The following is a 354-nucleotide window of genomic DNA, read 5'->3' as shown; positions in this document are numbered from 1 at the left end:
GTGTCTACACAAATTACATGATAACAAATTAGAAGAATCCCGATGGGGCTATAGCTCAGCTGGGAGAGCGCCTGCCTTGCACGCAGGAGGTCTGCAGTTCGATCCTGCATAGCTCCACCATCTTAAATTCTACCGCGTTAGTTCGCAGCTTGTGTAGTAAACTACACGACGCTACAAACTGCCTTGTATAATATAGGATACCATTATGATTCTTCATTAAAGAAAGAGGCCAAACTTAAACTGTTCTGATGAACATGTTAAGTTTGGTTTTTTAAACCACGTTTTTAACCGAATGCGCGTTAAGAATGAGTTCTTTAACAATCTGGAAAGCTGATATAAATAAGATATTTATAA

1 tRNA gene is annotated in these 354 nt (G+C 39.0%); it reads left to right on the top strand.

Annotation, left to right across the window (positions count from 1 at the left end):
• Window positions 1–44: 44 nt before the first annotated feature.
• Window positions 45–120 (top strand) — tRNA-Ala (locus tag H4J69_RS19745).
• Window positions 121–354 lie beyond the last annotated feature (234 nt).

The organism is Colwellia sp. BRX10-9 (genome assembly GCF_014077405.1).
Taxonomy (GTDB): Bacteria; Pseudomonadota; Gammaproteobacteria; order Enterobacterales; family Alteromonadaceae; genus Colwellia_A.
Note: the sequence above shows the minus strand (reverse complement) of the source record. Positions and strands in the feature narration are given on the sequence as shown.